General features: G+C 45.7%; 6 protein-coding genes and 1 pseudogene. All 7 read left to right on the forward strand.

The genetic code is table 11. The annotated features are described in order from the left end of the window. The coding region (locus tag ACO1R6_RS15120) for a Gfo/Idh/MocA family protein (RefSeq protein WP_486265765.1) at window positions 1-996 on the forward strand (996 nt) is incomplete at its 5' end. 60 nt (window positions 997-1,056) lie between these two features. Next, window positions 1,057-2,400, forward strand: coding sequence for a Gfo/Idh/MocA family oxidoreductase (locus tag ACO1R6_RS15125; protein WP_486265766.1), 1,344 nt, complete (start codon window positions 1,057-1,059; stop codon window positions 2,398-2,400). A gap of 501 nt (window positions 2,401-2,901) precedes the next feature. Beyond that, a complete protein-coding gene (locus ACO1R6_RS15130; RefSeq protein WP_486265767.1) occupies window positions 2,902-4,053 on the forward strand; it encodes a prolyl oligopeptidase family serine peptidase in 1,152 nt (383 codons plus the stop codon). Window positions 4,054-4,330: 277 nt separating this feature from the next. After that, the gene (dnaG, locus tag ACO1R6_RS15135; protein ID WP_486265768.1) at window positions 4,331-6,250 is read left to right on the forward strand and encodes a DNA primase; all 1,920 of its coding nucleotides are present in this window, start codon (window positions 4,331-4,333) and stop codon (window positions 6,248-6,250) included. Continuing rightward, entirely contained in the window at window positions 6,251-7,267 is a 1,017-nt protein-coding gene (locus tag ACO1R6_RS15140; RefSeq protein ID WP_486265770.1) for a potassium channel family protein, read from the forward strand. Between the two features lie 157 nt (window positions 7,268-7,424). Beyond that, entirely contained in the window at window positions 7,425-8,627 is a 1,203-nt protein-coding gene (locus ACO1R6_RS15145) for a bifunctional 3,4-dihydroxy-2-butanone-4-phosphate synthase/GTP cyclohydrolase II (protein ID WP_486265771.1), read from the forward strand. A 4-nt stretch (window positions 8,628-8,631) separates the two neighbouring features. Further along, a pseudogene (locus ACO1R6_RS15150) lies at window positions 8,632-8,999 on the forward strand (hypothetical protein); the annotation flags it as partial.

Here is an 8,999-nt window from a genome sequence, read left to right on the forward strand (position 1 = left end):
AAAACAGCGGCCGTAGCTGGCATTGGTTTAGGCTTACAGTTAAGCACCGGTCCGGCATTTGGTAAAGAAAAAACAAAAGGCAAGCGGGTAGGCATTATTGGTTTAGATACCTCGCACAGCATTGCTTTTACGAAAGAGTTAAACAAAGCCGATGCGGGGGCTGAGTACGGCGGCTACAAAGTAGTGGCAGCCTACCCCAAAGGCAGCAACGATATAGAGTCGAGTGTTAAGCGCATACCAGGCTTTATAGAAGAAGTAAAGAAGCACGGGGTAAAAATAGTAGACTCAGTAAAAGCTTTGTTAAAAGAAGTAGATGTGGTGTTGCTGGAAACCAACGATGGCCGACCACGGCTGGAGCAGGCTATGGAAGTAATAAAAGCCGGTAAGCCCATGTTTATTGATAAACCCGTTGCGGCTTCTTTACACGATGTAGTAGCTATTTATGAGGCAGCCAAACAAAAAAACGTACCGGTGTTCTCAACCTCTTCTTTACGCTATATGCCTAGTGTACAAGAAGCCATGCAAGGTAAAGTTGGTAAAATATTGGGTGCCGATACATTTAGCCCGGCTACTTTGGAGAAAACGCACCCTGATTTATTCTGGTACGGTATTCACGGCGTAGAAACCTTGTTTGCTTTAATGGGTAAAGGTTGCAAAAGTGTAACCAGAACCGCTACACCAGATACTGAGGTTGTGGTAGGTGTTTGGGAAGATGGCCGAGTGGGTACCTTCCGGGGAATTCGCAAAGGTAAACACGACTACGGTGGCACCGTTTACGGCGAAAAAGCTAATATGTCGCTGGGGCCTTTTGGTGGCTATAATGCCTTGCTAGCCCAAATTATTAAATTCTTCCAAACCGGAGAACAACCCGTTGACCCGCAGGAAACCTTAGAAATTTACGCCTTTATGGAAGCGGCCGACGAAAGCAAACGCCAGGGGGGCAAATCGGTAACCTTAGACAGCGTGTTTCAGAAAGCCGGCAGCAAAAAAAGCTAGTCAACCCCCCTGATTATTCAATTAAGCATTAAACAAATACTGATAAAATCCAGATTTAAAATGGAAAATACAAGAAGAACATTTATTAAAAAAGCGGCCCTGGGCACGGCGGCCCTTACCGTAGGCGGAATATTACCGGGGTTTAGCGCCAAAAGCTACGGCCGTATATTGGGTGCCAACGATAAAATAATGGTGGCCAGCATGGGGGTAAATGCCCGTGGCATGGCGGTGGGTAGCAACTTTGCCCGCCAACCCAAGTGCGAAGTATTGTATTCCTGCGATGTAGATTCGCGGGCTTCACAAAAATTTGTTGCTGCCGTAGAGAAAATCCAAAACAAGAAACCCAAAGAGCAAGGCGATTTCCGGAAAGCTTTAGAAGATAAAAACCTGGATGCTTTGATTGTAACCGCCCCCGACCACTGGCATGCCCCAGCCGCTATTCTGGCCTGTAAAGCCGGCAAGCACGTGTACCTGGAAAAACCTGCCAGCCACAACCCCGCCGAAGGCGAAATGGTAATGGCCGCAGCCAAAAAGTACAACAAAGTATTGCAAATGGGTAACCAGCGCCGCTCGTGGCCTAATGTAATTGCCGCCATAAACGAGCTAAAAGCAGGCGCCATTGGTCGCCCGTATTTTGCCAAAACCTGGTACACCAACAGCCGCGCGTCTATTGGTATTGGAAAAGAAACAGCCGTACCCGAGTGGTTAAACTACGATTTATGGCAAGGACCTGCGCCGCGCCGTGCTTACAAAGACAACGTAGTGCATTATAACTGGCATTGGTTCTGGAACTGGGGTACCGGCGAAGCACTGAATAATGGTACCCACATGGTAGATATAGCCCGTTGGGGATTAGGCGTAGACTACCCAACCCGCGTTACATCTTCTGGTGGCCGCTATCACTACAAAGACGATTGGGAAACACCCGATACCCAGGTGATTAACCTGGAGTTTAAAAATAATACCAGCATTTCCTGGGAAGGCCGGAGCTGCAATAGCCGCCCCATTGAAGGTTCTACGGTAGGGGTAATGTTTTACGGCGAAACCGGCTCTTTGTTAATTGGTGGGGGCAACGCTTATACCCTTTACAATGCCAAAAACGAAATAGTAAAAGACGTTAAAAACGATACGGCCATTGACCCGCGTAATTTAACTAACCCTTCGCAAGCACTGGATGCCCTGCACATTCAGAATTTCTTCGATGCTATCCGCACGGGCAGCAAATTAAATTCCGATATTGTAAGTGGTCACCAAAGTACCTTGCTGGTGCAATTGGGTAATATTGCCCAACGTTCCGGTCAGTCTTTAAATATTGATCCCACTAACGGCCACATCCTGAATAACAAGGAAGCCATGAAATACTGGGGCCGCGAGTACGAAAAAGGTTGGGAACCTAAAGTGTAAGCTTCGTAGATTTATTTTGGTAGCAACTTAAGTACTGCGGGAATAAACCGGTGTTTTAAACCATTTATAACAGAACAGGCAGGTAATATATATATACCTGCCTGTTATTTATTTACCCGCAGGTTGCAGTAATAATACTTTATTTATTAAAAAGTAAGTAGGCAAAGGTAGGTTAAACAATCCATCCGTGTCCTGCCGGAAACAACTGGTGAATTACATACAAGTAAACCAGAAGTTTTTTGAAAGTATGAAAGTATAATAAGTAATCTAATTTTATCCTGATACTTACTCAAATCCGCTATATGCAATGCCGGTTTAACGTGGCATTAATCAGCTTTAAAAAACAAAGCAAAGCTTGTTTTTAACAGTTTAACGGCCTTTAAAATATTAAATAGTCTTGGGCTACTCTTCCAGTTCTAACATTTTTAAAGAATAAAAATAATTTATTACTCGGGTAAAACAGCATAAGCAAACCCCACCCAATATATCATTAAAGAAAGCATGAAATTTTCAGGTAAAATAATTGGTTCGCTTTTTCTATGTTTAATACTTAGCCAAACTTTGTTTGCCCAATTAGGGGCAAAAAAAAAGAATAAAGAGCAGCCAGAAATCTGGGAAAAAATTGCGCCTTTTTTTGCACCACCAGCGCCCTTTCAGAACGATTTTGGGAAGTACCGTTCGCCTCTAAAATTTTTTAACGGGCAGGAAGTAAAATCGGCGAAAGAATGGCCTAAACGTCGGCAGGAAATTTATACGAAATGGCAGGGTATGATGGGGAACTGGCCGGCCCTGATTAAAAACCAGCAAATGGAAATTCTGGAAACTACCCGGCGCGAAGGATATACCCAGCACCGTATCCGGTTTAATTGGACTCCCACCGAAAAAACCATTGGCTATTTATCTGTACCGGATTCAAAGAAGAAAATGCCGGCAGTAATTGTGCCGTTTTACGAACCCGAAACGGGCATTGGTTTGGGCACGCCCAACCGTGATTTTGCTTATCAGCTAGCCAAACGCGGCTTTGTAACCTTGTCTATCGGTACCACGGAGGCAACGCAGGCTAAAACCTATTCTATTTATTACCCATCAATCCAAAATGCACAGGTGCAGCCACTCTCTATGCTGGCCTATGCGGCAGCTAACGCCTGGAACCTGGTGGCCAGGTTACCCGAAGTAGACTCTACCCGCATAGGCATTATGGGGCACTCTTTTGGGGGCAAATGGGCCATGTTTGCGTCTTGTTTGTATGATAAATTTGCGTGCGCTGTTTGGTCTGATCCGGGCATTGTATTCGACGAGAGCCGGGAATCGGTTAATTATTGGGAGCCCTGGTATTTAGGTTATCATCCGAAGCCCTGGCGCAAAAATGGTTTAATTACCGCAGAAAACCCGGCAAAAGGATTATATCCACAACTGGTGATGGAAGGTTACGACTTGCACGAACTACATGCCTTGATGGCCCCGCGCCCATTCTTGGTTTCGGGCGGCGCCGAAGATCCCGTGGCTCGTTGGGTACCGCTAAACCATACCATCCAGGTAAATAAATTATTGGGCTACAAAAACCGGGTAGCCATGACTAACCGGCCGTTACACTCGCCTAATCCCGAATCGAACGAGCAAGCGTATTTATTCCTGGAATATTTCCTTAAATAGTAAATTAATTCAGAATAAATTTTTAAAAACCTGTAAGTTAGCTTACTTCCGGGGCGGAGGAGTACGCCAACTTACAAGTTTTAAATCCTACACCAAGGCATTTTCCGGTTGGTGGGGCATTATAAGCGTGCCCCAGATTGGTTTAGTATATCGCCTTAAACTTTTTTTATAGCAATATCTATTAAAAAGTCTCAGCTTTACCCGTTTAGCTGTAGATTGAAATAAATGTGCATTTCTTTTTCATAGGGATTTTTATCTTTGTAAAAACCCTTTTCGCATGTCCCGCATTCCCAAAGAAACCGTCGACCAGATAATTCAGCAAGCCGATATTGTGGAGGTGGTAGGCGACTTTGTAACCCTGAAGAAAAAAGGGCAGAATATGTGGGCGCCCTGCCCGTTCCATAACGAAAAATCGCCTTCCTTTTCGGTATCGCCGGCTAAAGGTATTTACAAATGTTTTGGTTGCGGCAAAGCCGGCAATTCGGTGCAGTTTATTATGGACGTGGAGGGCATTGGCTACGTAGAAGCCCTTAAATACCTGGCCCGCAAGTACGCCATTGAGGTAGAAGAGGAGGTAAGCCCCGAAATAAACCAGGCCCAAAGCGAACGTGATAGCCAATATATTTTATCGGATTTTGCCAAAAATTACTTCCAGGATATTCTGATAAACCACGAGCAGGGGCAAAGTATTGGTTTACCTTATTTTAGAAACCGAGGCCTCACTATGCCCACTATTCAGCGGTTTGAGCTGGGTTATAGCCTGGAAGCGTGGGATGGCCTTACGTCTAAAGCGCTGGCCCAAGGCTTTAAATTAGAATTTCTGGAAAGTACCGGCCTTACCATTGTTAAGGAAGATAAAAAATACGACCGCTTCCGGGCCCGGGTCATGTTCCCGATTCATAACGTGTCGGGGCGGGTAGTTGGTTTTGGGGGCCGTACTTTAAAATCGAACGATAAAACGCCTAAGTACGTCAATTCGCCGGAGTCGGAGATATACCACAAAAGCGATGTGCTGTACGGCTTGTACCAGGCCAAACAAGCTATCCGGAGCCAGGATTTGTGTTACCTCGTAGAAGGTTACCTCGATGTGTTATCGCTTAGCCAGGGCGGCATTGAAAACGTGGTGGCCTCGTCGGGTACGTCACTCACCGAAGGACAAATAAAATTAATCGGGCGCTATACCAAAAATGTAACGGTACTGTACGACGGCGATGCGGCAGGTATAAAAGCGTCGTTGCGCGGCATTGATTTAATTCTGGAAGGTGGCTTAAACGTAAACGTGGTGCTTTTTCCGGACAAAGAAGATCCGGATAGCTACATTCGTAAAGTAGGCGATACCGCTTTTAAGGCGTACATTAATGCCAGCGCCAAAGATTTTATTTCTTTTAAAACCGAGCTGTTAAGCCAGGAAGCCGAGCAAAACCCGGTTAAAAAAGCCGAAGCCATTCGGGAAATAATTTCCAGCATTGCCAAAATTCCAGATTCCATTAAACGGGCTGTTTTTTTGCAGCGTTGTAGTGTAATATTCGGGATTGAGGAGCAGGTACTGATTACCGAGTACAACAAACTCATGAAGCAGGAGCGGCCTAAACCCGTTACGCCGGCCGCTTTAACCCAACCTACTACCCACCCCGAAGAAACTTTAACACCACAACCCGAAGACAAAGTAGCGGCCGACGATGCCATTTTGCTGCACCATGAGCGCGAAATTATAAGGTTGTTACTTAATTATTCTAACCAGAATTTGCCGGATAATGGGCCGTTTGTGCCGTATTTGCTCGAGCAATTAGAAGACGTAGAATTTAGAATACCCATTCACACGCGCTTTGTTAATATTTTTCAGGAAGTAGTCCAGCACGCGCCGCTGATTCCTACCGAATATTTTATTAATTTCCCCGACAGTGAAATCCGGCAGGAAGCCATTCAGTTCCTGACCGATAAATTTGAACTAAGCGAAAACTGGGAAACCCACCAGATATTTGTACCCCGCGAAATGGATATGCTGCAATTTGCCGCCGATACGGCCGTGTTGCGTTTAAAATGGCGCAACGTGCAGCAAATGATTCGCGATAACATGGAGGCCATGCAAACCCAACAGGACCCGGCTGCCATAGACCAGCACCTGGCAATTCATGGCACCTTAAAGAAGTACGAGAAAGATATTGCCAACCAGTTAGGCGTAGTGGTGGCCCGTTAAATGTTTTATAACCTCCGCGTCCGTAAATTACTGATTGCCATTGGGTTAATATTGCTGGTTACTATCAGCGGCATTACCGGGTTTATTCAAATTGAAGGCTATAGCCTGCGCGAAGCCTTTTACATGACCATTATTACCATTTCTACGGTTGGTTTTAAAGAAGTGCGCGATCTTTCGCCCAACGGGCAAATATTTACGGCATTCTTTATTATGTTTAACCTACTCACGTTTGCTTACCTTATTTCTACTATTTCGGCTTATCTTTTCGAAGGAGAATTAAATAATATTTTCAGAGTTTATATGATTAACCAGGACCTGAAACACGCTGCCAATCATGTAATTATTTGTGGCTACGGGCGCAACGGCAGTAAAGCTTGCGATGAGTTGCTGGCCGCAAAAGAAATGGTGGTAGTTATAGAATCGGATGAGAATTTGGTAAAAACCCGCGTGGCGCAGGTAAAAAAAATAGAGTTTATTATGGGCGATGCTACCCAGGACAATATTTTGCAACAAGCAGGCATTGAACGGGCCAAAGCCATTATTACCACTTTGCCCAAAGATGCCGATAATGTTTTTGTAACCTTAACGGCCCGGGAGTTAAACGCTGACATCCGGATTATTTCCCGGGCATCCGAAAAAACTACTGAGCACAAGCTTATACGGGCCGGTGCCGACAGTGTGGTAATGCCCGAAGAAATAGGCGGCATTCACATGGCTAATTTAATTACCCGGCCCGATGTAATCCAGTTCCTGGAAATGATTGATGGTTTAGGGCCGGATAAATTACGGCTGGAGGAACTGGATTACCAGGAATTGCGCCCCAACCTACAGGGCAAAACTTTACAGGAACTGGAAATCCGGCAAAAGACAGGTGCCACTGTAGTTGGTATTAAAAACCGCGATAACGAATTTACGGTAAACCCCGACTTAAACAAAAAAGTAACGCCCGGCGATATTTTGCTGGTTTTGGGTAATAACAAACAAATAGGCAACTTTATTAAGCTATTCCGCAAATAATGCCCGCGTTAAAGCTTTAAATATATTAATGAAAGAGCCAAGCCGTAGCTTTTACCACTTCGTTGTCGAGAACTTCTTTTCGCAAACTTATATTTCCTTACCTTTGTTCTGATTAAAACAGGAATGTTTTTGCAGAGAACTTAAGCTGAATTAAAAAATGTTTGATAGCATTGACGATGCCATTGCCGACATTAAAGCCGGTAAAGTGGTAATAGTTGTTGACGATGAAGATCGGGAAAACGAAGGAGATTTTATTTGTGCTGCCCAGGCGGTTACCCCCGAAATAGTAAATTTTATGGCCACCCACGGTCGGGGCCTTATCTGTGTGCCCTTAACCGAACAGCGCTGCGATGAATTAGGATTGGAAATGATGGTAGGCCGCAACACCGCTTTGCACGAAACAGCTTTTACCGTATCTGTAGATTTACTGGGGCATGGCTGTACTACGGGCATTTCGGTCAGCGACCGCGCCAAAACCATCCAGGCCCTGGTAGACCCCAATACCGATCCGGCTGATTTAGGTAAACCTGGTCATATATTTCCGCTCCGGGCCAGAAACGAAGGCGTATTGCGGCGCGCCGGCCACACCGAAGCAGCCACTGATTTGGCCCGTTTAGCTGGGTTTAATCCGGCCGGCGTGTTGGTTGAAATCATGAATGAAGACGGTTCGATGGCCCGCCTGCCCGATTTGGTACTGGTAGCCAAAAGATTTAACCTGAAGCTGATTACCATTAAAGATTTAATTAAATACCGGCTAGTGGCCGAAAGTTTAATTACCCGCGAAATTGCTGTAGAATTACCCACCGAGTACGGTAAATTTGATTTGTATGCGTTTACCCAACGCAGCAACGGGGCCAAACACCTGGCGCTGGTAAAAGGCACCTGGCAAGAAGACGAACCGGTACTGGTGCGCGTCCATTCGTCGTGCATCACCGGCGATATTTTTGGCTCTTGCCGTTGCGATTGCGGCCCACAACTGCACAAAGCCATGCAGTTGATAGAGCAGGAAGGCAAAGGCGTAATTGTTTACATGAACCAGGAAGGCCGCGGCATTGGCTTGCTTAATAAACTAAAAGCTTATAAATTACAGGAGCAGGGCCGCGATACCGTAGAAGCCAACCTGGAACTGGGTTTTAACATGGACGAACGGGATTACGGGGTTGGCGCACAGATACTGCGGGATTTAGGCGTAACTAAAATGCGGCTTGTATCCAATAATCCAAAAAAACGTACTGGTTTAATAGGCTATGGCCTGGAAGTGGTAGAGAATGTGCCTATTGAAATTGCGCCCAACGAGTATAACAAACATTACCTGACCACTAAACGGGATAAGCTGGGCCACAACATTTTAAAAGAATGAACTTATGCTTAATTCGTACGCGTTTAGGCTGGCGGTGAGTGCTTGCCTTACAATTTTTGTTCTATTTCCGGGTCTAGCCCAGAAAGTTGATATTCAGGAATGGCCCAAGGGCCGGATAGTTTTAACCAACGGCGATACGTTATCGGGACCTTTGGCGTACCACCGCACCGAAGACATTATCCGGGTTACGCTTCCCGACGGTTCGGTACAAGCTTACGCGCCGGTGAATGTAAGCAGTTTTACCGTTACCGACCAACGGAGCCGTCTGCGCCAGACTTTCCGGCCGTACATGTGGAACCGCGGCAACGATTACTCTGATTACAAAGCGCCGGCTTTTTTTGAAGTGCTCACCGAAGGTAAATTCTCGCTGGT

The organism is Adhaeribacter sp. (assembly GCF_057359045.1).

What these genes read in the sequence shown, in the direction of transcription:
- ACO1R6_RS15130 (WP_486265767.1), top strand. Translation starts at nt 2,902, where the DNA reads ATGAAATTTTCAGGTAAAATAATTGGTTCGCTTTTTCTATGTTTAATA.
- ACO1R6_RS15145 (WP_486265771.1), top strand. Translation starts at nt 7,425, where the DNA reads ATGTTTGATAGCATTGACGATGCCATTGCCGACATTAAAGCCGGTAAA.
- ACO1R6_RS15125 (WP_486265766.1), top strand. Translation starts at nt 1,057, where the DNA reads ATGGAAAATACAAGAAGAACATTTATTAAAAAAGCGGCCCTGGGCACG.
- ACO1R6_RS15140 (WP_486265770.1), top strand. Translation starts at nt 6,251, where the DNA reads ATGTTTTATAACCTCCGCGTCCGTAAATTACTGATTGCCATTGGGTTA.
- dnaG (WP_486265768.1), top strand. Translation starts at nt 4,331, where the DNA reads ATGTCCCGCATTCCCAAAGAAACCGTCGACCAGATAATTCAGCAAGCC.